A 25,348-nucleotide genomic window follows, 5' to 3' on the forward strand; every position below is an offset into this window, starting at 1 on the left:
AATTTGCAAAAGAAAAAGCCCATATCGATTCGATATGGGCTTTTTTATTAGGGTTGTGATGTCCTAAAATATGTTTAGAGATTAAGCGGACAGTACCCGTTTGGCAATCTCTTTATAATCCTGCGGCATGAGTCGTGGGCCAAATTGTTGAATCACTTGTGCGGACACTTCGCTGGCAAGATGACCACATTCTGGTAAGGTGTACTGCTGCGATAATGCGTATAAGAACGCCCCCGCATAGTTGTCGCCAGCCCCATTGGTATCGATGACATTGGCAACGACTGGCGTAGCAATATCATATACCACAATCTCTGACTCGGCATCAGGTTTATGAGCGATAACAGCGCCTTTTTCGCCATCCGTCACTACCGCAATTTGGCAATGCTCAAGTAAGGCACGCGCGGCTGCTTTGACTTGTTTTTTATCCGTAAAGAGCTTGGCTTCTTCACTATTACAAAATATCACCGCCACTTTATTGCCCAGCATATTGAGCAAACCGTCTTTGGCAAATTTAACCACCGCTGGATCAGCGAAGCTCACCGCAATCTTTGCATTATGAATGCCAGCTTGCTGACGTAACTGAGTCATTGCTGGCTGGATGCCCTCGGACATGGCCAAATAGCCTTCTAGGTATAACCAATCTGCTTGCGTTAGCGCATCAAAATCGACGTTATCAGCGACAATATCGCTTGAGGTGCCTAAATAAGTCTGCATGGTGCGTTCACCATCTTCTGTAACGGCAACCACACAAGATCCAGTTACACCGCCTTCATGGATAGATTTGTCTGAGGTGGCCACGCCTGCTTCGTGCAAGTCCCTGAGGTAAAAGGCGCCTTGATCATCATCGCCCACACGGCAAGCATAAAACGGCTTGCCACCTAAACTGGCAAAGGCGTACATGGTATTGGCTGCTGAGCCGCCACCCGCTTGTTTTGATGGCGCAATTTGTGCAAGTTGGAAGTAGGCCAATAGTTGCTGCTGCTCTTCGATACCTGCCAAGGTCATATTGCCTTTGGTCAACTCTGTCTCTTCCAACGCTGCATCAGATAGCACATATTCGTGGTCAACCAAGGCATTCCCTATCGCCATTACATCGTACATTGCTCACTTCTCCTCAATTAAATTATAAACGCTTATCTTTTATATTCGAAAGTCATTCAGCTTGTAGATCAAGCAAACGCTGATAGAGGGCATTCTTTTTGACACCCGTAATATCGGACGCCAATGCAGCGGCTTTTTTGACCGATAAATCCTCTAACAATCTTTGCAATAATTTGTCATGGATGCTGATATCGTCAGTATCTTGTGCCGCATCAACGCCAGCGACCACCACGACTATTTCGCCACGCTGCTGATTATCATCTGCTTTGACAAACTCAACCAACTCGCCTAGCGTACTCTTACGGACGGTCTCAAAGGTTTTGGTCAATTCGCGGCAAAAAGCCACGTCACGATCTGCGCCAAATATCGTCGTCATATCTTCTAAGCTGGTAATAATACGATGCGGTGCTTCATAAAATATCAATGTTTCGGTACGCGAGGTGAGGGCACTCAGTTGTTTTTGGCGACCATGGGTTTTCGCTGGTAAAAAACCAATAAAGCTAAAACGGTCTGACGGTAATCCCGCTACAGACAATGCAGCAATCGCCGCAGAAGCGCCAACGATAGGCGACACAGTAACCCCAGCAGCATGGGCAGCTTGCACCAATTGATAGCCAGGGTCACTGACCAGCGGCGTACCGGCATCACTGATTAAGGCGACCGAATAACCTTGCTGAATCATCTCAATAATTTTAGGCGTTTGAATGGCGCTATTGTGCTCATGGTATGCCCAAAGCTTATTGTGTCCTTTTTGCTTGCCTACAGCCTCAGAATCATCCAAGTTATTATGAGTGGCTGGCGCTTTGGTATCGTCCGTTTTACTGCTTTTTTTATCTTTAGTGTCGATGCCAAAATGCGACAACAGCTTACCTGATGTGCGGGTGTCTTCGCAGGCAATGATAGCGACTTGCTTTAAGATATCAACCGCATGCGGTGTCATATCGGTAAGATTGCCAATCGGCGTGGCAACGATATATAGGCAAGCTGGCATCGCAGTAGGGGTAGACATAAAACCTCGAAGTATTAAAAACTGGAATTAAAAAATAAGGTGGCGCTGGCATTTATCATATATCGTTCAGGTAAATAGCGAACAATCAATAATGACAAAAGGGCGCAAAAGTGGTTAGTTTAGCATGTTGTGCTATGATAATTATGAAATGTTGACCAGACCCATGGATGCTATGGCAGATCATAAACCTTTGACCCTTACTTCACCAAAACAGCGCCAAGGCAGCCGCTTTGAACAACGAGCGTGTGAGTTTTTACAAGCGCAAGGATTACAGCTGATTGCACAAAACTGGCAGCAGCCTAAAGTTGGTGAGTTAGATTTAATAATGCTAGAGACGGGGCAGGCGTGGTCGACGCTGGTATTTATTGAAGTACGTCAGCGTCAGCATTCAGGTTTTGGTGACGCCGCGCTTAGCGTCACGGCAAGCAAACAACGTAAAATTATAAAGACGGCTCGTTATTTTTTACAAGTGCACCCTGAGTATAGTCATTATGAGTGCCGCTTTGATGTGATTGCTTATGATACGAATAAGGTTAATACTCACAGCATTGCTGTAAATAATACGGATAAAAATAACAGGGATTTTACGAATAAATTGAAGAGTCAGACAGAATGGCTAAAAGGCGCTTTTATAGCCAGCGCATGGTAATAGTGCGTTTTGACTGTGTTAGCAAACAGGCAAAGAAAGTACGACCCCATGTTATCGTTACCAAAAACCTAACCGCCCACCGTAAAAATTAAGTAAAGTGATTGAAAGAAAATGGCTAGTCGTAGAAACAACGACGTTAGCGATTACTCAGTCGATAATTCTTATTTTGATATTTGATATTTGATATTTGAGAGTTACTCAGTTAAAACGGCTAAACCAATTGATCTCATACAATCGTCACCATCATGCTTTAAGAGGTAAATAATGACACGGATGCATTTGCGCACTGCTATTTTTGGTTCATCACGTCGCACAGCGATAGGCGTTATGCTAATAACTGGTTTCGTTCTCGTCAGTACAGGTTGCAGCACCAATTATCTGACCAATAGTACCGAGGGTACCTATGGCGTGCCGATGACCGAGCGCACGATTCCACAGCGTTTGCTCGATCGTAGTATTGAGCATACGGTCAAAATTAATGTTTATGGGCTCAAAGAAGACCTTCAGCAAATCAGCCGTATGGGTATTGATAGTTTTAACAGTGAAGTGTTATTGACAGGCGAAGTGCCAACTGAGGCAATCAAAGCAGAAGTCGAAAAAGTTGTCAGCTCCATGCCAGATGTGCGCCGTGTCTACAACGAGCTGAATGTTAGTGCCTCGAAGGGTTATAGCTCAACCGTTCACGATGGTTATATTACCTCAAAGCTATTGGCAAAAGTCGCAGCGAATGACGGCGTCAAAGCCTCACAAATCAAAGCGGTGACTGATAATGGTGTGGTCTATATTATGGGGCGCATGACGCCTACCCAACAAAGCCATCTGATTGATATCGCTAACGACACAATCGGTATTACAGAGCTGGTATTGCTGACCACCGTCGTCGATGATAGAGGGGTGAAGTTGGCTGAAGACGATATTATGTATGAAAATAATTTGGCCAATCCTACGATGGTGCCTGCTATTGACTCTAATGTAGCGTCTAACGCTAACCCTAATGTAAACAACACTGTGACGCCTAATGCTACTAGTACTGCGACACCTATTGTCATAACAGAGGAAGGGGAGTCGGTTAATCAGCCGTCATCCAGCCCTTATATTGATCTTTATCAGGGTCAATAAGTATTTAATCAATAAGCGCACTGTTAAGTAATCACAATAATCCTAAACAGTGGCAACAGTAAAAGCACGATAATGCTTCAGCCAGCCAGTAAGATATAAAAAGTAAAAAACAACTGTGACAGCGTGAGGCTCATTCATCACAAAACGTCGTTATGTTTTATGGTGAATGAAGTACAGAACCCATACGGCTGTTATAAGGCAATCCATTGTTGATTGAAAATAAATATAATAGGAATACTGGCTATGAAGGATTCAAGCACGCGCGCTCCAGCTATTGATTCATGCAATACCGAACAACCAAATATTAAAGCCCGCACGCTCAAACTCTCAGGGGCAGGCGTTACTGCTGCATTGGCGATAGGCGGCATTGTACTCGCTGCCCAAAATGCACAAGCTTTGTCACCACTTGCTGTGGTCAATGGTATTACGTCAAGTGGCGGCGTTGGGGTCAGTAAAAACATTCTATATGGTGATGAGCCATCGCAAGACTTAGATATTTATTATCCCAAGCCATTGGCACAAGCGATGAAAGCCCAAAGCGCTATCAACGACAGTTATCCAATGGTGGTTTTCGTCCATGGTGGTTCGTGGGAGAGTGGTAATAAAGAACAGTATGCCTTTGTCGGTCAAAGCTTGGCGCAGGCAGGCTATGTCACCGCCGTGATTAATTATCGTAAAGCACCTGAACATGTTTATCCTGATTATGTCGAAGATGCGGCACAAGCGATTGCTTGGAGCATCGACAATGCAACCAGTCTGCATGCCGATCCAAAGCGCTTGGCGGTGGTTGGACACTCTGCAGGTGCATTCAATGCGGTTGCTGCTGTTGCCAATGAGGATTTTTTAGCGCCTTATGGTGTTAAGCCAAAAGACATTAAAGCGGTTGTCGGTATTGCTGGTCCTTATAGTTATGACTTTCGTAAATTTGACAGCGCAACAGCCTTTGCTGCTGATGCCACACCAGACGAGGTAATGCCAGATCGTCAAATCAAAGGTGAGCAGCCGCCATATTTATTGCTGACTGCCGAAAAAGATAAAGTGGTGTATGCAACCAATACGATTAAAATGACCAAAGCGCTGCAAGAGGCGGGTGTTACTGTGGAAAACGGTGAAATCAAAGGGGCTAGCCATGCCACCAGTATCGGTGCCATGGCACCGCCGCTACGGTGGGTCAATGATGTGCGTGCGCAAGTATTAACGTACTTGGATAAAAAGCTTAAATAGTCAGGTCTGCTCATACTGCGCCTATTTAAATATTTGGCATTTAACCGTGTTGTTAGTGCTGGCTGGATTGCTTAGGCGCAGTTGCGTAAGACAGTACTGTAAGATGCTTCAACTCTTGTTATAATGTCGTCACTTTACCTCTATACCCTATCTGAAACTTTAAGGCAGAATATTTTATGAGCATGAACGCTGACGATTTGATTGCATTTTTACAGACTCACTTCCCAGACGCTTTTATTCAAGCTGCCAATCAAGGTAATAAGTTTGATGTACGCGTGGTTGATGCCAGTTTTGAGGGCAAACGCGCCGTGCAACGTCAGCAAGCGATCTATGCGTTAGTCAATGACAAGATTGCCAGTGGTGATATTCACGCACTCAATATTCAAGCGCTGACACCTGCTGAATGGGATGTTCAGTCAAAAGGTTAAATTTTTTATATACGATTGGCTTGTACAGAACTGATTGTTTTAACAATTATTACAATGATTGGTTCGATAAGTCTGATTTTCACTATTTTTAATACTCATCGCTAGGTTGTCACTTCTATGGATCAATTTTTAATCACTGGTAGTAGTCGTATCGCAGGGGAAGTCACTATCTCAGGCGCCAAAAATGCTGCTTTGCCATTATTGGCAGCTATGATATTGGCCGAGACCCCAACGACATTGCACAATGTGCCCTCATTACAAGATGTGCGGACGTTGATTGAATTGATCGGTGGCATGGGTATCAAAATCCAAAAGCAGGACGATACTGTCACTTGTGATACCAAGAATATCGATAACTTCTATGCACCGTATGATTTGGTAAAGACCATGCGTGCCTCGATTTTAGTCCTTGGGCCATTGCTGGCACGTTTTGGCGAGGCAGAAGTCTCATTGCCCGGTGGCTGTGCGATTGGGTCGCGCCCTGTCGACCAACATCTAAAAGCCTTTGAGGCGATGGGTGCTGAGATTAGTGTCGAGAATGGCTATGTAAAAGCACAAGCGCCAAAAGGTGGCAAGCTGATTGGCTGTAACTACTCTTTTGACATGGTGACCGTTGGCGGTACTGAAAACGTCATTATGGCAGCGGCTTTAGCCAAGGGCACGACTGTTTTGGGTAACTGTGCGCTTGAGCCAGAAGTGGTTGATTTGGCCAATATGTTGGTCGCGATGGGTGCCAAAATAAGCGGTATTGGTACTTCTATCATGACTATCGAAGGCGTTGAACGCTTGCACGGTTGTGAGTATTCAGTGGTGCCAGATCGTATCGAAACTGGCTCTTACCTTGCTGGCGCGTTGATGACTCGCGGCGATGTATTGACCAAAAACACTTCTGCACTATTATTAACGCCTGTGTTAGAAAAATTCGAAGACATGGGTGCCGTGATTACCAGTGGCGATGATTGGATTCGCGCCCAAATGAAAGGTCGTCCACTGCCTGTTGATATCCGTACCCAGCCACACCCTGGCTTTCCCACTGACATGCAAGCGCAAGTCATGGCGATTGCTTGCTTGGCGAATGGCACCAGTACTTTTATCGAAAATATCTTTGAAAACCGCTATATGCATGTACCTGAGCTCAATCGTTTAGGCGCATCTATTCAAGTAGATGGTCATACGGCTGTGGTTAAAGGCGTCGAAAACTTCACAGCCGCCCCTGTCATGGCGACTGATTTACGTGCGTCTATGTCATTGGTGATGGCGGCGGCGACTGCTGAAGGCAAAAGCTTAATCGACCGTATTTATCATATCGATCGTGGCTATGAGCATGTTGAAGAAAAACTGCGTGCGCTTGGGGTCAATATCGAACGTATCAATACCAACGATTAAATCAGCGATTAAGCTTGATTGGCTGATGAGATTTTGTAGCGCCAACTATTGTTAGGATTGGCGTTATAAAATTGAACGTTTGGCGTTATAAATTTAAAAAATCCTCTTTAGTGGGGATACTCACTGTACATGGACACGATGTCATTATGACTGAAGCAAGCAACAATCTACCGAGTAATGGTTTATTAAACGAAGTAAATGATGAGTTTTCAGGCTTAACACTCGCCTTATCAAAAGGCCGTATTCTAGAAGAGACCATGCCATTGCTACGCGCAGCTGGTGTTGAGTTGCTAGAAGATCCTGAAGCCTCACGCAAACTTATTTTCCCGACCTCAAATCCTAATGTGCGCGTTTTGATTCTGCGTGCCAGCGATGTACCAACCTACGTTGAACATGGCGCTGCTGACTTTGGGGTAGCGGGCAAGGATGTGTTGCTAGAGCATGGTGCCAATCATGTCTATGAGTTGCTTGATTTGAAAATTGCTCAATGCAAGCTGATGACCGCTGGCGTAAAAGATGCGCCACTGCCCAATCGTCGCCTACGTATTGCCACCAAGTATGTCAATGTTGCCCGTGCTTACTTTGCCAGTCAAGGTCAGCAAGTCGATGTCATTAAGCTATACGGTTCGATGGAGCTTGCCCCACTAGTCGGTTTGGGTGATTTGATTGTCGATGTGGTTGATACTGGCAATACATTGCGTGCCAATGGTCTGGAAGCTCTCGATCATATTTGTGATGTGTCATCACGTTTGATTGTCAATCAGGTTAGCTACAAGCGAAAATTTGCACTACTTGAGCCGATCTTGGATAGCTTTAAAGACAGTGTTGCTAGCAACTCATAAAACAGAAATGTATAAAGATGCCTATCATCGATAATATGACGTATGTATTGATAATATAAAGCATGGTCATGCAGATTTTTAAACCAGTTTAGCGCTCTATGATAGACATAGCATGCTAAACTGGTTTTATTGTGTTGGCTTGTCAAATAGTAAGTGTTCAGTATAATCTGAATAAAATAATTATAGATAAGCTGACGAAAGCTTTTGCCACATTTATACCATTGGTTTTATTTTTCCATCGTTTATTTTTTAGCAGTATTTTATGCCCAGACATAGGATGAGATCATGCGCCAGTTAAGTACCCAAGATGCCAGTTTTGATAGTGAATTGACACAGTTGCTTGCTTTTGAAACGGTCAATGATGCCGATTTACTAAAAACCGTTGATGATATCATCGCCCGAGTGCGCCACGATGGCGATAGCGTCGTATTGGCGTTAACCCAGCAGTTTGACCAGCATCCAGCGACGACAATGCAAGAGCTCGAGCTCTCTAAAGAATCGCTTGCTGAGGCGTTTGCTAACCTTGACGAAAAAGTAAAAACAGCATTGACGACGGCAGCGACACGGGTACAGACCTTCCATGAGCGCCAAGTACAAGAAACTTGGCAATACGAAGATGAGCTGGGCAATCGCTTGGGTCAAAAGGTGACTGCGCTCGATCGCGTCGGTATCTATGTACCCGGTGGTCTGGCGTCTTACCCATCCTCTGTATTGATGAATGCCATTCCTGCCAAAGTAGCCGGCGTCAATGAAGTGATCATGGTGGTGCCAGCGCCTAAAGGTATACTCAATCCATTGGTATTGGCAGCGGCGCATTTGGCACAAGTTGACCGTGTCTTTACCATCGGCGGTGCGCAAGCAGTGGCGGCATTGGCATACGGTACTGAAACGATTCCAGCGGTAGATAAAATCACCGGACCTGGTAACAAGTACGTGGCAGCGGCGAAGCGTGCGGTATTTGGGCAAGTTGGTATTGATATGATTGCTGGCCCTTCTGAAGTATTGGTCTATGCAGAAGGTGAGGCGCAAGATCGCGCTGATTGGCTAGCCATGGATTTATTGTCACAAGCTGAGCATGACCGTATCGCCCAAGCCATCTTTGTCACGACTAGTGAACAGCAGCTCGCAGAAGTGGCCGCTGAAATTGAAAAAGCACTTGCAGAATTACCAAAAGCTGATATCGCTCGTGATTCGCTAAAAAACCGTGGTGCGTTGATACTAGTAAAAGATAGAGCTGAAGGGTTGGCGCTCATTAATCGTATTGCCCCTGAGCATTTAGAGTTGTCTGTTGATAATCCTGATGCGCTATTAAGTGACATTCGTCATGCTGGGGCTATTTTCATGGGACGTCACACGCCTGAAGCGATTGGTGACTATTGCGCAGGGCCCAATCATGTGTTGCCAACATCTGGCACCGCACGTTTTTCTTCGCCACTCGGCGTTTATGATTTCCAAAAGAAGTCTTCGATTATTTATTGTAGTGAAGCAGGCAGCAAGCCATTGGCTGAAACGGCAGATATCTTAGCGCAGCGTGAGGACTTAGAAGCCCATGCACGTTCAGCTCGCTATCGTTATCAGTAAGATAGTTTGGATGGTTGAAGAGTTGTTTTTGACATTTTTTTAGACATTTACTTTTAATAGTCTTCATGGCTAATTTTAGGATAATTTATGAGTGAGTCAAAGGTAGATACCAGACTTTGGTCATCTAAAGCGCGTAACTTGTCACCTTATGTCCCTGGTGAGCAGCCGCAACACGACAATTTATGTAAATTAAATACCAATGAAAACCCATTCCCACCTTCCCCGAAAGTAGGGGAGGCAATCGCAAAAGTCTTAGAGCAGCAAGCAGATGATTTACGCTTGTATCCTGCGCCCGAATCTGATGATTTGCGTGCCGCATTGGCACAGCTTTATAGTATTGAAGCAAACCAAGTCTTTGTCGGTAACGGCTCAGACGAAGTGTTGGCACTCGTTTTTGCCAGTTTTTTCCTAAAAGAGCGTCCTGTTTTAGCCCCTGATATCAGTTATAGTTTTTACCCTGTATATGCGCAGACTTTTGGTATCGATTTGATACAAATTGCGCTAGAAGAGGATTTCAGTATCGACCCTGATGCATATCGTCAGCCTTGCAGCGGTATCATCATTGCCAATCCTAATGCGCCAACCGGTTTATTATTATCGCTTGACGCCATTCGTAAGTTGGCGGGCGAGCACACTAATGCAGTGATTGTGATTGATGAGGCGTATATTGATTTTGCTGGGGCAGCTGATGGCAGCTCAGATTCAGAAATTTCAGCAGTGAGCTTGATCAATGAGTTTGACAACATTCTTGTGACGCAAACCTTTTCGAAATCACGCTCACTCGCGGGTTTACGCGTCGGTATGGCCTTTGGAAATATCTCATTAATCGAAGCACTGACACGCATGAAGAATAGCTTTAATAGCTATCCACTCGATAAACTGGCGCAAGCCGGGGCGACGGCCAGTGTCTTAGATACTGAATATTTTGAGCAAACGCGTCAGCAGGTTATTGATCTGCGTGAGTCACTAACAGCGGACTTAGTGGCATTGGATTATCAAGTGCTGCCGTCACATGCCAACTTTGTATTTGTGCGTCCAAAAGAGGGCAATGCGAGTGCGGTAGCGAATGCATTACGAGAGCAAGGCATCATCGTCCGTCATTTTGACAAACCGCGCATCAGTGAGTACTTGCGTATTACGACCGGTACAGCTGAGCAAAACAATCGTTTAATCGAGGCTTTGCAAGTATTACAGAAAAAGGCTGAAATCGTTGCTGATTAATATCTCGTTCGCGGTTTTGATGGTTTGAAATTGTATTAATAAAAAATCCTGCTCAACATAACGTTAGCAGGATTTTTTTAGTCGTCTTTTTGAGTGACGCTTAAGTGTGTTTATAGAGATGTTCTTGACTTAAGACACTTAACAGATTACCTACCTTATCGAGACATTCTTGATATTCAGCATCACAATCAGAAGCGACAGTGATACCACCACCTGCCCATAAACTGACTTCTCTAGCGCCGCTCAACGATTCATTTGCTTGCAACGTGCGAATGAGTACATTCCATTGACCACTACCATCAAAGTTCATATAACCCATGGTGCCACAATAAGCACCACGCGGTGCAGTTTCCAGTTCAGATATAATCTCAACCGCCCGCTTTTTTGGTGTGCCGGTAATAGAGCCAGCAGGCAAACTGCCAAATAACACGGCTAATGGATGAGTATCTGGCTTTAACTCAGCCGTGATGGTACTAACCATATGATGCACATTGCTAAAGGTCTCAATCGCAAATAACTGTGGCACTTTGACGCTACCAGTTTTGGCATATTTACCCAAATCATTGCGCAGTAAATCAACGATCATAACGTTTTCGGCACGATCTTTTTCACTATCAATCAGTTGCTGTTTATAAGCATTATCTTGTGCAGTATTCAATCCGCGCGGCATCGTTCCTTTGATCGGTTTGGTGCGAATATGATGTTTGCTGGTGTTAGTGTCTTTTGTAAAAGTAAAAAATAACTCAGGTGAGCAGCTTAATAATTCGAACGGATGCAGTGACGTAAGGTCTTTGATGTCATGGTTAAAATGATGGGCGGCCAAATACCCTGCAAAGGGAGCCTTTGTATTCCGATGTAGGGCAGGTAAATAATCAATAAGCGTTGGTAAAATGTCATCATTGTTGAGGTTGTTATCAAAAGAACCTTGCCACTCTTGGGTCAGATTGATTTGATAGCAGTCACCCTGCTGTAGATAATCTTGGGTTTTTGCAAAAGCCCTTTGATAATCATTTTTATGCCATCGCTCGTTCAATATTAAGGGCGCTAACGATGATGCACTGTCATTAGAGGGTTTTTTTCTATTGAATAATTCATGGTCTAGCATGTCTAAGTACGATATAAGCGCTGATAGTGTTGCGTCTGTTGCCTCACTATCAGTATTTAAACCTAGTGTATTTAGTCCCCAGCCATTTTCTTTATCAGACGGAGTTAGGTAGATATCATAATGACCTAGTACCGCACAAGGCTGCGCTGCCAGCTCGATATTTGCAGCTGGGCTGAGCTCATGAGCAGCAATATCATAACCGATAAAGCCTATCAGACCATGATGATAACTTGGCTTCTCATTTACATCGCTTGCTGGCTTTGAGTCTTTATTAGCATCCTCACAAGCTTGGCTATAAGCAATTAATTCATCCTGCCATTTAGCATAGCTCATATATGTCGTTGTTGACGTAGGGCTATCATCAAGACAAGAACCACGGCAATTTTTAATAACTTTATAAGCGCCTGACGGATCGTCAGTTGGCTTATTATTGGCAGCATCATAGTGGACAGACCAGCTTACTTTAGGGAGCAAACCAATCACTGGTCGGTCATCATTATTTAGCCAAACCAATTGCCAGTTGGCTTCAGTATCTTTTGCTATTAGATGACTTTGCAGTTGTGGTATCAATTCGGCAGCCATTAGCTCACCAAAACGCCAGCTAGGTTGAGTAGCTGGCGATAGGGCAGAAACTGTCTGCTCAGTATTCTTATGATTTTCTACGGGCATAGTTTACGCGTCAAAATTTTTGATAATTAAGGTAGCATTCGTACCACCAAAGCCAAAGCTATTACTCATCAAGGTTTTGAGATTGGCATCACGTTTTTCGGTGACGATATCAAAGCCTTCAGCCGCAGGGTCTAAATTTTCAACATTAATACTTGGCGCGATAAAGCCTTCTTGTAGCATCAATAGGCAATAGATTAATTCTTGAGCACCAACAGCACCTAAGCTGTGACCGGTCATCGATTTGGTCGAGCTGATAGGCGGTACTTTGCTGACATCATTACCGAATACTTTAGCAATCGCTTTAAGCTCAGTGATATCACCTAGTGGCGTACTCGTACCATGGCTGTTGATATAATCGACGCTTTCTAGACCAGCTTCGGCTAGTGCTTGCTGCATACAGCGTACTGCGCCTTCACCGCTTGGTGCGACCATTTCTGCACCATCAGAGCTGGCACCGTAGCCGACGATTTCAGCCAATATATTGGCACCGCGTGCTTGAGCATGTTCTAGGCTTTCTACAACAACCATCGCGCCACCAGCAGCAATCACAAAACCATCACGGTCTTTGTCATAAGCTCTTGAGGCAAGTTCTGGCGTGTCATTATACTGTGTACTCACTGCGCCCATCGCATCAAACATACAAGACTGCGTCCAGTGTTCCGCTTCACTACCACCAGCGAGGACGATATCAGCTTTGCCTAATTGAATAAGCTCAGCGGCATGGCCAATACAGTGGGTTGACGTCGCGCAAGCAGAGGCAAGAGAGTAGGACACTCCTTGAATTTTTAGACCAGTGGCTAATGCGGCGGATACCGAGCTGCCCATGGTTTTTGGTACTGCCATCGCACCGACACCGCGTAGACCTTTTTCACGCATCGCATCTATCGCATTGACGATATTTTCTGTCGATGCACCACCCGAGCTGGCTACGACGCCCACTCGTGGATTGCTATTGATAGTCTCAAGCGATAAGCCAGCGTGCTCAATCGCATTTAGGGCGCTGACATATGCATAAAGGCTGGCATCACTAAAGAAGCGCTTTAACTTACGATCTATAGCGGAGGTGTCGAGTTCTGCTTTATCGATACTGCCACTAACGTGTGATTTAAATTCATGTTCAGCATAAGAGTCATTAAATGTAATGCCAGACTGCCCTTGCTTAAGAGCGGCAGTAACCGTGGCTAAGTCATGTCCGATACAAGAGACAATCCCTGCTCCAGTGATAACAACGCGGCGCATATTCTATTCCTTATTAATAACGATTTTTGATAATTACCTTTAATAATCGCTTTTGAGTCCATCATTCTATTATGTAGCGGTTGGCATGGCTGTTTTATGATAGCAGCAGCTGGTTAAAGGTAGTCTAGACAATTAAATAAATGTTAACTCTAAAAAGTTTTTTAAATTTTAAAGGCTACTTAACTTCTAAAGGTTTCTTTAAAGTGATTCTTTTTATCATCATAGAACCAAATACATGATTGCCAGCTAATGCCTTAGCCTATGTCATATGATAACGTATCAAGGGTTCAAAATCTTTGGATAAGTGCAAAATAACCACAAAACATTGATTGCGGTTAAAAGTAGCCATGACAGACTTTTTTGCGATATGATAATCGTGGGTTTAGCTGTTAAGATACCGCTATTTTTATACAGATAAAAGTAGGGCAGAGACGCAGGAAAAGGTCGATAACTACGAATAAGCTGTACTTTTAGATACAAAATTTGTGAGAGCGATAACATTGTTCGCACTGACAGCTGTTTGCCTAATTGGCTAAAATGACCCATTCATTACTACTATAAAAAATGACCAATCATCATATTAAGGACATAACGATGGCAAAGCGTAGCACTCTCTCTAAGGGTATCAATACTATTGGCTATTTTGCTCGCAACAACCTAGAACGTATGGGTGCAGCGATTGATAGCATGAATGCAAAGACGGGTAAACCGAGTCATTATAAAGCGGTAGATTTAGGTGATGAAGACTATCAGCAAGATTTATTTCGTGAACAAACCCTAAAGGCGACTCAGCAATTATTAGGCACTCGTTTTGCCACCTATGGTAAGTATGCCAAAAAAGTAGTGCCGAATAGCCTATTTCAATCGACAGTTGATGGCGCTTTTGCGCAAATTGCTAAGCTCGCCGCTACTTGGAGTCAAATTGACCTGCCCAATGAGCATCGTTTTGCTAGCGTTGCAAGTCTAGACGATGAAGAGCGTTATGCACTGGCGACCGATATTGCCAATCAAAACCGTGCGCTTGCTACGATTGGTGGCTTAACGGGCTTGGCTGGATTACCAGGTTTGCTGGCTGATACTTTATGGTTATTGCTAGTGTCTTTGCGTACTGTTTATCAATTGGCTGCGGTTTATAATAAGCCGTTGACAGGCAAGCAAGGCGTCAAGATGGCGTATGAGCTGCTTGCTAACGCTGACCTAAGTAAGATGCAAGAAAAACAAGCGCTGCTTGCTGGTATTGGTATCGGTAAAGGCTTGCTGGACAACGCGCAAAGCAATGGTCTGCATAGTGAGCTTAAAAACCTAGGCCTTAAAAACAAAAATGTGAATTTCTATGCTGAACAAGTAGACAATATTGCCAGTCAGGTAGGTATCGATCTTGATCAGATTAATTTATCATGGATACGTCGTTTTTTACCAGGCACTGCGGTAGTGGTAGGCATGCGTTATAACAGCCAACTCATTGACGAAGTGATCGGTGTGGCGCAAGCGACTTTTGCCCCAGAAGCCAAACTTGCCAATCGTGCGATTACCGATGATAGCGGTAGCGAGGAAGAGGTGAGCAAACCCGCCAGTAATGATGAGAAAGGTGCTGATAAAAGTACTGATAGCAAAAATGCTGATGATAAAAGCAACGATGAGCGCAAAGACTCAGAAGACAAAGAGAGCAAAAAAGACAACTCAAACAAATCGTCAGACAGTAAATCAAAAAGCACAGACAAAGCAGCAGATAAGCAAAATAAGTAAATTGAAACAACCATCCATATTTAAATGTAGCGATATTGTCTTAGCTGTCTTGAAAAGTAAGATAATATCGCCATTTAATCGTCACGAACTGCCAGGTATCTATCTCTAAACACCTTTTATTGATAATGCTTGTGTTCATAGTATGTAAGTCTGCGAACACCACCGTATTTAACGTCTTGTTTTTCAGCTATTTATCAGTGCAGAACAGATAAAGTGTTATAGTGGTAGGCTTAATGCATATATATCGAATGTTGTAAAGTAAAACAACTCATAAGTGGTTGAATTAGCAGCAACAACTCTTTATAATATACTGTCCTAAAAATGGGTGTGCCGAAATCTGCGAATTGCGTCAGATCGATGGTGCATTTCCCCATTTTTTTGTTTTATACCAAACGGGAGAAGGATGCCTTATGGCAACAACTAACCAATTGATTCGCAAGGGTCGCAAAACCATCAAGGAAAAGTCAAAAGTTCCTGCGTTGCAAGCGTGCCCACAACGTCGCGGTGTATGTACTCGTGTATATACTACCACGCCTAAAAAACCTAACTCAGCCATGCGTAAAGTATGTCGTGTACGTTTGACTTCAGGTTATGAAGTATCAAGCTACATCGGCGGCGAAGGTCATAACCTACAAGAGCACAGTGTTGTTCTTATCCGCGGTGGTCGTGTAAAAGATCTACCAGGTGTACGTTATCACACTGTTCGCGGTGCACTAGATTGCGCAGGCGTTAAAGACCGTAGACAAGGTCGTTCTAAGTATGGTGCCAAGAAGCCTAAAGCTTAATATTAGCTTAGCTTATTTGCATCACCCAATAACTGTGCATGGGTTTGGTGTCAACAGTAGTATTGGTTAATATAAATTACTTTATATTGGCTAGCTACACCTAAACATACCACCATGCAGTAAGGCTAACTGACAACTCATTACTATGTCCTATGATGACGAGTATGATGTTGTGAATGTTGGACACTCCTGAAGACAAGGAAATTTATTATGCCAAGACGTCGCGTCGTTGCTACCCGTGAGATCCTACCGGATCCTAAGTTTGGTAGCCAAACTGTTGCAAAATTCATCAACCATGTAATGAGTCATGGTAAAAAATCTACTGCTGAGCGTATCGTTTACGGTGCCCTTGAGACAGTTAGTGAAAAACGTAAAATCGAAGATCCAGTATCTTTCTTTGAAGAAGTTTTAGAGAATGTACGCCCAATGGTAGAAGTAAAAGCTCGCCGTGTTGGTGGTGCTACCTATCAAGTACCAATGGAAGTACGCCCCTCCCGTCGTACTGCCTTGGCTATGCGTTGGTTAGCTGAAGCTGCTGCTAAGCGTTCTGAAAAATCAATGGCTTTGCGTTTGGCTGGCGAATTGAATGATGCCGCTGACGGCAAAGGCAACGCTATGAAGAAGCGTGACGAAGTTCACCGTATGGCAGATGCTAACAAAGCGTTCTCTCATTACCGTTTCTAGACTATTTTTTATACCACTTGTTAAGAGTGGTTTTAAAGCAATAGTTTATGCTAGTTAATTATTTATTCTATTGATTGCCGCCATCCTCATCAGGTTATTGACATTTTTTCATCGTAAGATAATAAAATACTCACATAATCTGGATGGCGGACATCTGTCAAGATGCTGTCCTGAAAAGGATACTGTTCTTCATAGACAGCATCCCCAATTTGATGCCGCTATATTCTAAGTATTTGCTCTTTTTTTGTCCGTATTAGGCCCAATAATCAGTAAGTAATATTACGAAGCTGACTGCTTTGTCATAGAGTATGAGGTAGAGATACAACACATTAATATATACACGAATTTCCCTAGGAAAACACTATGGCTCGTAAAACTCCCCTAAAACGCTATCGCAATATCGGCATTTCTGCGCACATTGATGCTGGTAAGACGACCACGACAGAGCGTGTCTTATTCTATACCGGTGTTAGTCATAAAATTGGTGAAGTTCATGATGGCGCAGCCACCATGGATTGGATGGAGCAAGAACAAGAGCGCGGTATTACTATTACTTCAGCGGCGACTACTTGCTTCTGGTCAGGTATGGCTAAGCAGTTTGACGAACATCGTATCAACATTATTGACACCCCAGGTCACGTTGATTTCACGATTGAAGTTGAACGTTCTATGCGTGTACTTGATGGCGCTTGCATGGTTTACTGTGCAGTAGGCGGCGTTCAGCCACAGTCTGAGACCGTATGGCGTCAGGCTAATAAATATAAAGTTCCACGTCTTGCATTCGTAAACAAAATGGATCGCGTTGGTGCTGATTTTTATCGTGTTATCGATCAAATCAAAACTCGCTTAGGCGGCAAGCCAGTACCATTGGTTATTCCAATTGGTAAAGAAGATGCCTTTGAAGGCGTAGTGGATCTTGTGACTATGAAAGCCATCTATTGGGACGAAGCGTCTCAAGGTATGGAATATGACGAGCGCGAAATTCCAACAGAACTTCAAGAAAAAGCAGAAGAATATCGTGAGTATTTGGTAGAAAACGCTGCTGAAGCTTCTGAAGAACTCATGAATGAGTATCTTGAGAATGGCGAATTGACAGTAGATCAAATCAACGCTGCTATCCGTCAATTGACTATCGATAACGAAATCATTCCACTACTTTGTGGTACTGCCTTTAAAAACAAAGGTGTACAGAAGATGTTGGATGCGGTTATTCAGTATCTGCCTGCACCAATAGATGTACCAGCTATTCGCGGTATTCTTGATGACAAAGAAGAAAGCGAAGGTACTCGTGAAGCATCAGACGACGCACCATTCTCAGCACTTGCTTTCAAAATCATGAATGATAAGTTCGTCGGTAACTTAACCTTCGTTCGTGTTTATTCAGGTGTTATCAAGCAGGGCGGCAGCGTTTATAACCCAGTTAAAATGAAGCGTGAGCGCGTTGGCCGTATCGTACAGATGATGGCAAACACGCAAGAAGAGCTTGAAGAAATCCGTACTGGTGATATCGCTGCATTGGTTGGCATGAAAGATGTAACGACTGGTGATACGCTATGTGACGAAAGCAATGTTATCACGCTTGAGCGCATGGAATTCCCAGATCCAGTTATCAGCCTAGCGGTTGAACCTAAGACCAAAGCTGACCAAGAAAGAATGTCAATCGCTTTAGGTCGTTTGGCTAAAGAAGATCCATCGTTCCGTGTACACACTGACGAAGAATCTGGTCAGACTATCATCAGTGGTATGGGTGAGCTGCATCTAGAGATTCTTGTAGATCGTATGAAGCGCGAGTTTAACGTTGAAGCCAACATCGGTGCGCCGCAGGTTGCTTATCGTGAGACGATTCGTGAGACGGTTGAACAAGAAGGCAAATTCGTACGTCAAACGGGTGGTCGTGGTAAGTTTGGTCACGTTTGGTTACGTCTTGAGCCTATGGATCCAGCTGGCGACGTTCTTTATGAATTCTCTGAAGAAGTTGTTGGTGGTACGGTACCAAAAGAGTTCCACGGTGCGGTTGATAAAGGTATTCAAGAGCGCATGAAAAATGGCGTACTTGCTGGCTATCCAATCGTTGGCGTAAAAGCGACATTGTATGACGGTTCTTACCATGACGTTGACTCGGATGAGCTATCATTCAAAATGGCTGGTTCTATTGCTTTCAAAAAAGGCTTCATGGCAGCAAACCCTGCACTACTTGAGCCAGTCATGAAAGTTGAAGTTGAGACACCTGAAGATTACATGGGCGACATCATGGGCGATTTAAACCGTCGTCGTGGTATGGTTCAAGGTATGGAAGATCTGCCTGGTGGCACTAAGCAAATCCGTGCAGAAGTACCATTAGCTGAAATGTTTGGCTATGCTACCCAAATGCGCTCAATGTCTCAAGGCCGTGCAACGTACTCAATGGAATTCCAAAAGTACGCTGAGATTCCAAAATCAGTAGCCGCTGACATCATCTCTAAGTTCAACTCTAAAGATGGTGACGAGTAAGTAAAGTCTATTTAATGGTGACAATATAGGGCAGGTCTCTATATTGTCATTGAATAATACGTCAATAATTGGTTAAAAGACTTGTTATTGGCCGTAATTTTCTTATAATATCTGCACATTAGTATGCGCGACCTTTTAACAATTATCTTAATGTGGTCAGGATTGTCTCAATTATTGTATTTATACTCGTTGAGCACTGCCACCAAAAAAAGAGGAAATACCCATGGCAAAGGCCAAGTTTGAACGCACAAAGCCACACGTCAACGTTGGTACTATTGGACACGTTGATCACGGTAAAACAACCCTAACAGCTGCTATCGCGACTGTTGCTGCAATCACTTCAGGTGGCGAAGCCAAAGACTACGCGTCTATTGACTCAGCCCCAGAAGAAAAAGCACGTGGCATCACCATCAACACCTCACACGTAGAATATGACACTCCATCACGTCACTACGCTCACGTTGATTGCCCAGGTCACGCCGATTATGTTAAAAACATGATCACCGGTGCAGCCCAGATGGACGGCGCAATCCTAGTTGTATCAGCTACTGACGGCCCTATGCCACAAACGCGTGAGCACATCCTGCTTTCACGTCAGGTTGGCGTACCGTACATCGTCGTATTCATGAACAAGTGCGACGTTGTTGATGACGAAGAATTGCTTGAACTAGTAGAAATGGAAGTTCGTGAATTACTAAGCGACTATGACTTCCCAGGTGATGACACTCCAATCATCCACGGTTCAGCTACTGAAGCCCTAAAAGGCTCACAAGAAAAGTATGGCCAACCAGCTATCGTTGAACTACTAAACGTTCTTGACACCTACATCCCAGAGCCAGAGCGTGACGTCGACAAAGCATTCCTAATGCCAATCGAAGACGTATTCTCAATCTCAGGTCGTGGTACAGTTGTAACGGGCCGTGTTGAATCTGGTATCGTACGCGTTGGTGACGAAATCGAAATCGTTGGTATCCGTGACACTCAAAAAACCACCTGTACTGGTGTAGAGATGTTCCGTAAACTGCTTGACGAAGGTCGTGCAGGCGAAAACTGTGGCGTACTACTACGTGGTACTAAGCGTGAAGACGTACAACGTGGCCAAGTACTAGCTAAGCCAGGTTCAATCACGCCTCACACCAAGTTTGACGCTGAAGTATATGTGTTGAGCAAAGAAGAGGGTGGTCGTCACACACCATTCCTAAACGGCTATCGTCCACAGTTCTACTTCCGTACTACTGACGTAACTGGCGCAATCCAATTACAAGACGGTACTGAAATGGTTATGCCTGGTGATAACGTTGAGATGGGCGTAGAGCTTATCCACCCAATCGCTATGGACAAAGGTCTTCGCTTCGCTATTCGTGAAGGCGGCCGTACGGTAGGCGCTGGTGTTGTTGCTAACGTATTGAACTAAGATTTAATCTATCAGAGTAATCTGATTGTTGTTAATAATTAGTCAAAAGCCATCCTTGAAAAAGGGTGGCTTTTTTTTGGGTGGCAGAATGTTGTTTTAGAATTTTCAGAGAGATTTAAACTGAATTTCAAATCTGCTATGTATCCTATTGTAATATAGTGCTTGGCTTGTTATATTAATGCTGCTTCTTACGAAGCATTTTTTATGAAGAGAGCGTTTGTTGATTAGAAAAATTCGCTAAAATATACAATTTTAACGCTAAAGGCTTGCATTCTATGCTCAATATTGTATAATGCTGTCCTTTACACCCATAGGCGATTGGCTCAATTGGTAGAGCATCGGTCTCCAAAACCGAGGGTTGTAGGTTCGAGTCCTACATCGCCTGCCATCTTCTTATCACATCTTTGTTACACCTCACCATCTCCGAAGCGAGTTCTTTATGAGCAATAATCAAGATAACCTCGAGAATAAGTTATCTGATGCCAAGGCGGGTGCTGGTGGAATGCTGTCTAAAGGTCAGCACATCTCAGCAGGCAATCAAACGACGGCTGTTGAAGTGGCTAAAACTGGCTCAATGAAAGATGTGATTCTGTGGCTACTTGCCGCAGCAGTTTTAATTGGGGCGACGTTAGTTAATCAATATTTACCTGGCTATTGGCAACCTGCCAATGATGTCTGGGTACGTATTGGTATTATCGTTGCCCTTATTGTATTTGCTTTAGTCTGTTTAGCATTAACGCATCAGGGTCGCGCTTTTAAAATATTATTAAAAGATGCTGCCGTTGAATTACGCCGCGTGACATGGCCAGGCAAAGACGAGACTTTTCAGTATACTTGGCAAGTTCTTGTGATGATTGCCATTGTTGGATTTCTAGTTTGGTTATTAGATAATTTCTTCAACTGGTTCGTTGGCCTCTTTATTGGTTAATAGCACGTATTAGTGCATATTAACCCAAAACTTACTTATAATGATCAGGAGCGTGACATGCGTTGGTATATTGTCCAAGCGTTTTCAGGATATGAAAAGCAAGTACAGCGTTCATTAACTGATCGTATTAATCGTAGTGACTTCGCTGAATCATTCGGTGACGTATTGGTTCCTACTGAAGAAGTCGTCGAAATGAAAGACGGCAAAAAGCGTAAAAGCGAGCGTAAATTCTTTCCAGGCTATGTATTGATTCAAATGGAAATGAATGACAACACTTGGCACATCGTCAAAGATTGTCCACGTATTATGGGTTTCATCGGTGGTACACCTGAAACACCAGCGCCAATTACCCAAGTAGAAGCAGATCGTATTTTAAACCGTTTGAATCAGACTGAAACTGACCCACGTCCTAAGACTCTGTTTGAGCCGGGCGAAGAGTTGTTGGTTATCGATGGTCCATTTACTGACTTTAAAGGGTTGGTTGAAAAAGTGGATTATGAAAAGTCTAAACTACATTTAACGGTAAACGTATTTAATCGACCGACTCAGGTCGAGCTTGAGTTTAGTAAAGTTGAGAAGCTAGACTAAACCCGTAAAAATTCATCAACCGGGGAGCTGTTAGTCAATAAGGTTTATACCACGTTGATTTGGCGCTATTACCCATTTAGGAGAGTATCATGGCTAAGAAGATTGATGGTTACATCAAACTGCAAGTGCCTGCAGGCAAAGCAAATCCTTCACCACCGATTGGTCCAGCATTGGGTCAAAAAGGCGTGAACATCATGGCATTCTGTAAAGAATTTAACGCTGCAACCTCAAACCAAGAGCCGGGTCTACCGATTCCTACTGAGATCACTGTATATAGCGATAAGTCTTTTACCTTTATCATGAAGTCACCACCGGCTGCATACTTACTACGTAAGGCTGCTGGTATCGCTAAAGGTTCTGGTACGCCAAACACCGCTAAAGTCGGTAAAGTTGATCGTGCACAATTAGAAGATATCGTTAAGACTAAAGATGCAGATTTAACTGCTGCTGATCTTGATGCTGCTGTTCGTACCATCGCTGGTACTGCACGTTCAATGGGTATTACCGTGGAGGGTGTGTAAATGAGTAAACTTACTAAGCGTCAAAAGTTAATCGCTGAGCGTGTAGAAAACGAAAAGTTATACACGATTGAAGAAGCGGTTCAAATCTTAAACGATTTGCCAGCACTAAAATTCAAAGAGTCTATCGACATTGCAGTAAACTTGGGCGTTGACCCACGTAAATCTGATCAAGTCGTTCGTGGCGCTACCAACCTACCTGCTGGTACTGGTAAAACCAAACGCGTTGCTGTATTTGCTCAAGGTGCTGCTGCTGAAGCCGCCAAAGAAGCTGGTGCTGACATCGTTGGTTTTGAAGACCTAGCAGAACAAATCAAAGCTGGCAACATGGACTTTGATATCGTTATTGCTGCTCCTGATGCAATGCGTGTTGTTGGTCAGTTAGGTACTATCTTAGGTCCACGTGGCCTGATGCCTAACCCAAAAGTTGGTACAGTAACGCCTAACGTTGCTGAAGCTGTGAAAAATGCTAAAGCTGGTCAAGCACAGTATCGTGTAGACAAAGCGGGTATCATTCATACTACTATTGGTCAAGTTGGTTTCACTGCTGAGCAAGTTATTCAAAATGCTGAAGCATTAATCACAGATCTAAAACGTGCTAAACCTGCTACGTCTAAAGGTACCTTCATTAAGAAAATCACCTTGTCTAGCACTATGGGTCCAGGTATCACTATTGATGCTGTTCCTTATCGCACTGCTAAATAATTAATTATTCACTCTTCAAATATTTTGAATAATGAGTACAAACCAATTCTAAAAAATTAGGTCAGCGTAGCATATGCTACGCTGTCTAAGACCGTAGGTAGAGAGTGGTTTAGTGTCATAGATAGCAATTTTTGAATGGTTAAATATGATAACAAGCTGCTTTTTTTAATCGACCACAGATGAAAATCTTAGTTGTCCTACGCAGACGGTGATCCACCCAGTTGTTGATAAGAGCCGATAGTTCAATCTATCACTTGATGTCATTCTGATAACGGTGCCGTAATCAGTCGTTACGAGTAGGTTTTATTTTTATAGAATTTATGAATAACGTGTCGTATCAAGTCAGTCTAATTTAGTTGTTTAATAATTGAAAATTTCGATTTTTAAGAATTAAAATACTGAGCAGACTGATAAGATTAAAGGAGTCAACTTATGGCATTAACGCTAGAGCAAAAACAACAAGTTGTGGCTGAAGTGTCTGAAGTTGCTGCTAATGCTTACTCAGCAGTAGCTGCCGAATATCACGGTATTGGTGTTGCAAAGCTTACTAAGCTGCGCGAACAAGCCCGTGAGAAAGGCGTGATTTTGAAAGTGGTAAAAAATACCCTAGCAAAACGCGCTTTTGAAGGCACTAAGTTTGAGAGCATGTCAGACCGTATGACTGGTCCACTACTTTTGGCTTTCTCTATGGAAGATTTGGGATCTGCTGCTCGAGTCGTTTTCGACTTCAGCAAAGATAACAAAGCTTTAGAGACCAAATTAGTATCAGTCGGTGGTGTTGTTTATGGTCCAGAAGAGCTAGAGCGCGTATCGAAGCTACCAACTCGCGACGAAGCAATCTCTATCTTGATGGCTACTATGAATGCACCAGTGACCAAGCTTGTCCAGACTATGAACGCTGTTCCTGGCAAGTTCGTTCGCACTGTAGCGGCAATCAAAGACGCAAAAGAAGCTGCTTAATTGCTTGTTTTAACGTAACTTTGACATCGCTGATTGTACTTTATTGCCAACACTATTTGAACATTTGGCAAACAATCAAAGCGATATTAAAATCAATTAAATTTTATCAGATAACGGAGAGTTCTCATGGCACTATCTAAAGATGATGTGTTAAACGCAATCGCTGAAATGTCAGTAATGGATATCGTTGAGTTAATCAGCGACATGGAAGAAAAATTCGGCGTAACAGCTGCTGTTGCTGCTGCACCTGCTGCTGCTGGCCCTGCTGCTGCTGCTGCTGAAGAAAAAGACGAGTTTGACGTAGTTCTTGCCAGCTTTGGCGAGAAGAAAGTTGGCGTTATTAAAGCCGTACGTGAAGCTACTGGTCTTGGCTTGAAAGAAGCGAAAGATTTGGTTGAAAGCGCTCCAGCTCCAATCAAAGAAGGCGTTAACAAAGCTGAAGCTGAAGAGTTGAAAAAGAAACTTGAAGAAGCTGGTGCAACTGTTGAACTAAAATAAGCTGAGCTTATCTTAGTGTTGTACAAAAAAAGCTGGTAATGCCTTGCATTGCCAGCTTTTTTTTATTATAATTCGTAGCTTGACCTTTTGTGTCTGCCAACATACGTATGCAACAACACGGTGGATACCCATCAAAAGGACAGACGATAGCTATGCAAATAAACACAGTGCAAGCACACATACCAGTTTTTGAAATCAGTTAATATCAGCTAAACGTCCATAGATGTTTGGCATTTTTTTGTGTCTGCATGCTTTCCCATTAACACTATAGTTTATACTGATTCTAAAAGTTATAGTTACCCCAATTATTATTAATTCTGAAAAGCTGTTAATCTTAGGTTATCCATTTAGCATGGTTTTACTGTCAGTAGGTAGGCTCGTAGACGGTATATATCAGCGACGACATTGGTTTTGATGGTAAGTAGATTAGGATAACCCTAATAGAAGTTGTTTCTTCTC

Annotated in this window: 23 protein-coding genes and 1 tRNA gene; 20 read left to right on the forward strand and 4 right to left on the reverse strand. The window is 43.5% G+C overall.

The features are described 5' to 3' along the window. Positions 1 to 81: 81 nt before the first annotated feature. Together AAEY72_RS03155 and rsmI are read right to left on the reverse strand one after the other, a co-directional pair. Entirely contained in the window at positions 82 to 1,101 is a 1,020-nt protein-coding gene (locus AAEY72_RS03155; protein WP_189586750.1) for an adenosine kinase, read from the reverse strand. Between the two features lie 52 nt (positions 1,102 to 1,153). Continuing rightward, positions 1,154 to 2,110 carry a 16S rRNA (cytidine(1402)-2'-O)-methyltransferase gene (gene rsmI, locus AAEY72_RS03160; protein ID WP_352309418.1) on the reverse strand — a complete coding sequence of 319 codons (957 nt, stop codon included), beginning with the start codon at positions 2,108 to 2,110 and terminating at the stop codon, positions 1,154 to 1,156. Between the two features lie 124 nt (positions 2,111 to 2,234). Here rsmI and AAEY72_RS03165 point away from each other — a divergent pair, with 124 nt between their 5' ends. From AAEY72_RS03165 to hisC, 8 genes are all read left to right on the forward strand, one after another. Further along, positions 2,235 to 2,759, forward strand: coding sequence for a YraN family protein (locus AAEY72_RS03165; protein WP_352309419.1), 525 nt, complete (start codon positions 2,235 to 2,237; stop codon positions 2,757 to 2,759). A 264-nt stretch (positions 2,760 to 3,023) separates the two neighbouring features. Beyond that, positions 3,024 to 3,878, forward strand: coding sequence for a BON domain-containing protein (locus tag AAEY72_RS03170; RefSeq protein WP_352309420.1), 855 nt, complete (start codon positions 3,024 to 3,026; stop codon positions 3,876 to 3,878). 243 nt (positions 3,879 to 4,121) lie between these two features. Further along, the gene (locus AAEY72_RS03175; protein ID WP_352309421.1) at positions 4,122 to 5,102 is read left to right on the forward strand and encodes an alpha/beta hydrolase; all 981 of its coding nucleotides are present in this window, start codon (positions 4,122 to 4,124) and stop codon (positions 5,100 to 5,102) included. Between the two features lie 176 nt (positions 5,103 to 5,278). Further along, positions 5,279 to 5,530 (forward strand): BolA family protein, encoded by a 252-nt coding sequence (locus AAEY72_RS03180; protein WP_010200621.1) that lies wholly within the window; start codon positions 5,279 to 5,281, stop codon positions 5,528 to 5,530. 117 nt (positions 5,531 to 5,647) lie between these two features. Then, positions 5,648 to 6,916 (forward strand): UDP-N-acetylglucosamine 1-carboxyvinyltransferase, encoded by a 1,269-nt coding sequence (gene murA / locus AAEY72_RS03185; protein ID WP_194621063.1) that lies wholly within the window; start codon positions 5,648 to 5,650, stop codon positions 6,914 to 6,916. A gap of 146 nt (positions 6,917 to 7,062) precedes the next feature. Then, positions 7,063 to 7,758: an ATP phosphoribosyltransferase gene (gene hisG, locus AAEY72_RS03190; protein ID WP_189586767.1), complete on the forward strand. Its 696-nt coding sequence runs from the start codon at positions 7,063 to 7,065 to the stop codon at positions 7,756 to 7,758. A gap of 285 nt (positions 7,759 to 8,043) precedes the next feature. Next, complete coding sequence (hisD, locus tag AAEY72_RS03195; RefSeq protein ID WP_240216889.1) at positions 8,044 to 9,339, forward strand: histidinol dehydrogenase; 1,296 nt, start codon at positions 8,044 to 8,046, stop codon at positions 9,337 to 9,339. Positions 9,340 to 9,426: 87 nt separating this feature from the next. Further along, positions 9,427 to 10,560: a histidinol-phosphate transaminase gene (gene hisC / locus AAEY72_RS03200; protein WP_352309423.1), complete on the forward strand. Its 1,134-nt coding sequence runs from the start codon at positions 9,427 to 9,429 to the stop codon at positions 10,558 to 10,560. 100 nt (positions 10,561 to 10,660) lie between these two features. On the opposite strand, the gene AAEY72_RS03205 is transcribed toward hisC, so the two are convergent. Then, the gene (locus AAEY72_RS03205; protein WP_352309424.1) at positions 10,661 to 12,334 is read right to left on the reverse strand and encodes an anthranilate synthase component I family protein; all 1,674 of its coding nucleotides are present in this window, start codon (positions 12,332 to 12,334) and stop codon (positions 10,661 to 10,663) included. Between the two features lie 3 nt (positions 12,335 to 12,337). After that, on the reverse strand, positions 12,338 to 13,573 hold the full coding sequence (locus AAEY72_RS03210; RefSeq protein ID WP_352309426.1) for a beta-ketoacyl-ACP synthase II: 1,236 nt from the start codon (positions 13,571 to 13,573) through the stop codon (positions 12,338 to 12,340). A 594-nt stretch (positions 13,574 to 14,167) separates the two neighbouring features. Between AAEY72_RS03210 and AAEY72_RS03215 the strand changes: the two genes are divergently transcribed. The 12 genes from AAEY72_RS03215 (at position 14,168) to rplL (ending at position 24,889) form a co-directional block, all read left to right on the forward strand. Then, positions 14,168 to 15,319: an EcsC family protein gene (locus AAEY72_RS03215; RefSeq protein WP_352309427.1), complete on the forward strand. Its 1,152-nt coding sequence runs from the start codon at positions 14,168 to 14,170 to the stop codon at positions 15,317 to 15,319. A 410-nt stretch (positions 15,320 to 15,729) separates the two neighbouring features. Then, positions 15,730 to 16,104: a 30S ribosomal protein S12 gene (rpsL, locus tag AAEY72_RS03220; protein ID WP_010200611.1), complete on the forward strand. Its 375-nt coding sequence runs from the start codon at positions 15,730 to 15,732 to the stop codon at positions 16,102 to 16,104. Positions 16,105 to 16,314: 210 nt separating this feature from the next. Beyond that, positions 16,315 to 16,788, forward strand: coding sequence for a 30S ribosomal protein S7 (rpsG, locus tag AAEY72_RS03225; RefSeq protein WP_010200608.1), 474 nt, complete (start codon positions 16,315 to 16,317; stop codon positions 16,786 to 16,788). 363 nt (positions 16,789 to 17,151) lie between these two features. After that, positions 17,152 to 19,278 (forward strand): elongation factor G, encoded by a 2,127-nt coding sequence (gene fusA / locus AAEY72_RS03230; RefSeq protein ID WP_010200606.1) that lies wholly within the window; start codon positions 17,152 to 17,154, stop codon positions 19,276 to 19,278. 223 nt (positions 19,279 to 19,501) lie between these two features. Then, on the forward strand, positions 19,502 to 20,692 hold the full coding sequence (gene tuf, locus AAEY72_RS03235) for an elongation factor Tu (RefSeq protein WP_352309428.1): 1,191 nt from the start codon (positions 19,502 to 19,504) through the stop codon (positions 20,690 to 20,692). 312 nt (positions 20,693 to 21,004) lie between these two features. After that, positions 21,005 to 21,080, forward strand: a tRNA-Trp gene (locus AAEY72_RS03240). A gap of 51 nt (positions 21,081 to 21,131) precedes the next feature. Then, positions 21,132 to 21,620 (forward strand): preprotein translocase subunit SecE, encoded by a 489-nt coding sequence (gene secE, locus AAEY72_RS03245; protein WP_194619557.1) that lies wholly within the window; start codon positions 21,132 to 21,134, stop codon positions 21,618 to 21,620. 57 nt (positions 21,621 to 21,677) lie between these two features. Beyond that, positions 21,678 to 22,208 carry a transcription termination/antitermination protein NusG gene (gene nusG / locus AAEY72_RS03250; RefSeq protein ID WP_010201718.1) on the forward strand — a complete coding sequence of 177 codons (531 nt, stop codon included), beginning with the start codon at positions 21,678 to 21,680 and terminating at the stop codon, positions 22,206 to 22,208. An 89-nt stretch (positions 22,209 to 22,297) separates the two neighbouring features. Continuing rightward, a complete protein-coding gene (gene rplK / locus AAEY72_RS03255; protein ID WP_010201717.1) occupies positions 22,298 to 22,729 on the forward strand; it encodes a 50S ribosomal protein L11 in 432 nt (143 codons plus the stop codon). Continuing rightward, positions 22,730 to 23,431: a 50S ribosomal protein L1 gene (rplA, locus tag AAEY72_RS03260; RefSeq protein ID WP_010201716.1), complete on the forward strand. Its 702-nt coding sequence runs from the start codon at positions 22,730 to 22,732 to the stop codon at positions 23,429 to 23,431. A 432-nt stretch (positions 23,432 to 23,863) separates the two neighbouring features. After that, positions 23,864 to 24,391 (forward strand): 50S ribosomal protein L10, encoded by a 528-nt coding sequence (gene rplJ / locus AAEY72_RS03265; protein ID WP_010201715.1) that lies wholly within the window; start codon positions 23,864 to 23,866, stop codon positions 24,389 to 24,391. Positions 24,392 to 24,517: 126 nt separating this feature from the next. Further along, complete coding sequence (gene rplL / locus AAEY72_RS03270) at positions 24,518 to 24,889, forward strand: 50S ribosomal protein L7/L12 (protein ID WP_010201714.1); 372 nt, start codon at positions 24,518 to 24,520, stop codon at positions 24,887 to 24,889. The last annotated feature ends 459 nt before the right edge of the window (positions 24,890 to 25,348 follow it).

The organism is Psychrobacter sp. W2-37-MNA-CIBAN-0211 (assembly GCF_040309405.1).
GTDB lineage: Bacteria > Pseudomonadota > Gammaproteobacteria > Pseudomonadales > Moraxellaceae > Psychrobacter > Psychrobacter glaciei.

What these genes read in the sequence shown, in the direction of transcription:
- tuf (WP_352309428.1), top strand. Translation starts at nt 19,502, where the DNA reads ATGGCAAAGGCCAAGTTTGAACGCACAAAGCCACACGTCAACGTTGGT.
- AAEY72_RS03210 (WP_352309426.1), bottom strand. Translation starts at nt 13,573, where the DNA reads ATGCGCCGCGTTGTTATCACTGGAGCAGGGATTGTCTCTTGTATCGGA.
- rplA (WP_010201716.1), top strand. Translation starts at nt 22,730, where the DNA reads ATGAGTAAACTTACTAAGCGTCAAAAGTTAATCGCTGAGCGTGTAGAA.
- secE (WP_194619557.1), top strand. Translation starts at nt 21,132, where the DNA reads ATGAGCAATAATCAAGATAACCTCGAGAATAAGTTATCTGATGCCAAG.
- rplK (WP_010201717.1), top strand. Translation starts at nt 22,298, where the DNA reads ATGGCTAAGAAGATTGATGGTTACATCAAACTGCAAGTGCCTGCAGGC.
- hisC (WP_352309423.1), top strand. Translation starts at nt 9,427, where the DNA reads ATGAGTGAGTCAAAGGTAGATACCAGACTTTGGTCATCTAAAGCGCGT.
- AAEY72_RS03205 (WP_352309424.1), bottom strand. Translation starts at nt 12,334, where the DNA reads ATGCCCGTAGAAAATCATAAGAATACTGAGCAGACAGTTTCTGCCCTA.
- AAEY72_RS03170 (WP_352309420.1), top strand. Translation starts at nt 3,024, where the DNA reads ATGACACGGATGCATTTGCGCACTGCTATTTTTGGTTCATCACGTCGC.
- fusA (WP_010200606.1), top strand. Translation starts at nt 17,152, where the DNA reads ATGGCTCGTAAAACTCCCCTAAAACGCTATCGCAATATCGGCATTTCT.
- AAEY72_RS03180 (WP_010200621.1), top strand. Translation starts at nt 5,279, where the DNA reads ATGAGCATGAACGCTGACGATTTGATTGCATTTTTACAGACTCACTTC.
- AAEY72_RS03215 (WP_352309427.1), top strand. Translation starts at nt 14,168, where the DNA reads ATGGCAAAGCGTAGCACTCTCTCTAAGGGTATCAATACTATTGGCTAT.
- murA (WP_194621063.1), top strand. Translation starts at nt 5,648, where the DNA reads ATGGATCAATTTTTAATCACTGGTAGTAGTCGTATCGCAGGGGAAGTC.
- rplL (WP_010201714.1), top strand. Translation starts at nt 24,518, where the DNA reads ATGGCACTATCTAAAGATGATGTGTTAAACGCAATCGCTGAAATGTCA.
- hisD (WP_240216889.1), top strand. Translation starts at nt 8,044, where the DNA reads ATGCGCCAGTTAAGTACCCAAGATGCCAGTTTTGATAGTGAATTGACA.
- AAEY72_RS03155 (WP_189586750.1), bottom strand. Translation starts at nt 1,101, where the DNA reads ATGTACGATGTAATGGCGATAGGGAATGCCTTGGTTGACCACGAATAT.
- rsmI (WP_352309418.1), bottom strand. Translation starts at nt 2,110, where the DNA reads ATGTCTACCCCTACTGCGATGCCAGCTTGCCTATATATCGTTGCCACG.
- nusG (WP_010201718.1), top strand. Translation starts at nt 21,678, where the DNA reads ATGCGTTGGTATATTGTCCAAGCGTTTTCAGGATATGAAAAGCAAGTA.
- rplJ (WP_010201715.1), top strand. Translation starts at nt 23,864, where the DNA reads ATGGCATTAACGCTAGAGCAAAAACAACAAGTTGTGGCTGAAGTGTCT.
- rpsG (WP_010200608.1), top strand. Translation starts at nt 16,315, where the DNA reads ATGCCAAGACGTCGCGTCGTTGCTACCCGTGAGATCCTACCGGATCCT.
- hisG (WP_189586767.1), top strand. Translation starts at nt 7,063, where the DNA reads ATGACTGAAGCAAGCAACAATCTACCGAGTAATGGTTTATTAAACGAA.
- rpsL (WP_010200611.1), top strand. Translation starts at nt 15,730, where the DNA reads ATGGCAACAACTAACCAATTGATTCGCAAGGGTCGCAAAACCATCAAG.
- AAEY72_RS03165 (WP_352309419.1), top strand. Translation starts at nt 2,235, where the DNA reads ATGTTGTGCTATGATAATTATGAAATGTTGACCAGACCCATGGATGCT.
- AAEY72_RS03175 (WP_352309421.1), top strand. Translation starts at nt 4,122, where the DNA reads ATGAAGGATTCAAGCACGCGCGCTCCAGCTATTGATTCATGCAATACC.